The sequence below is a fragment of the Streptomyces tricolor genome (genome assembly GCF_002155905.1).
GTDB lineage: Bacteria > Actinomycetota > Actinomycetes > Streptomycetales > Streptomycetaceae > Streptomyces > Streptomyces tricolor.
Map to the genome: position 1 here is coordinate 1 of NZ_MUMF01000817.1, position 887 is coordinate 887.

General features: G+C 73.7%; 1 protein-coding gene. It reads right to left on the bottom strand.

All coding sequences use genetic code 11. The features are described 5' to 3' along the window. Nucleotides 1–695: cytochrome P450 (locus tag CCN44_RS40045; RefSeq protein WP_143650392.1), on the bottom strand; the 695-nt coding region annotated here is incomplete at its 3' end. Between the last annotated feature and the right edge of the window lie 192 nt (nucleotides 696–887).

The window sequence follows — 887 nt, forward strand, 5'->3', positions numbered from 1 at the left end:
CCGCCGGGGAGTCCGGCGGCGCCGAGCAGGGCCTCGAGGAGGCTGGGGGTGCGGGTGGCGCGGGCGGCGGCGATGGCACGTGCGGTGACGGCCTCCACGTCGGCGTGGTCGTCGACGAGGTCCGGAGCGGTGGTTCCGGTCGAGGGGCCGAGCGCGGCGGTCGCGGCGACGATGCGTCCCGCGGCGAGGAACTGCCGGTGCGTGGTGTCGTCGAGGGCCTGGCCGGTCGTGGCGCGCCAGATGACGTCGAGGGAGAAGCGCCGCATGTCGGCGGCCAGGTCCCTGGGTCGGCCGGTGCGCGCGCTGTCGGCCCAGGCCCGGGCGGTGTGGGCGGCGGCGTCGCGCATCAGCCGCTCGTAGCGGTGGACTCCCTGGACGGTGAACTGGGGCTGGAGCAGGCGCCGCTGCCGGCGCCACGGTGTGCCGTCGACGGTGATGATGCCGTCGCCGAGCAGATGCCTCATGCGGTGTGAGCGCTTGACGTAGCGGTCCGGGTGGAGGGCCAGGACATGGTGGACGGCGGCCGGGTCCGTGACGAGCACCATGGGCCGGTCGGCGAGGGGGACGCCGCTGACGGGGCCGAGCCGGTGAGCGCGGGTGAGCAGGTCGATGAGCGGTGCGCCGGCCGCCCGCCATCGGGCGACTTCGGCCTGAGGCAACTCCGGGACTGCGGTGGCGGGCGGTGCTGTGGCCAAGTCGGCCTCCTGCTCGGTACGGTGCGAACCCGCCTCATGATAGCCATGCGTGACAGGTGTACTACTGTGAGCGACCTGCCCTGTTGGTTGATCATGGAGCGGAACTCGTGCACAGCGCAGAGGTGATCGACTTCGTCGACGGCAGCGATCGTTTCGTCCGCCGCGGCCGGCGCGGCCAGGCCGGTGCCGCCG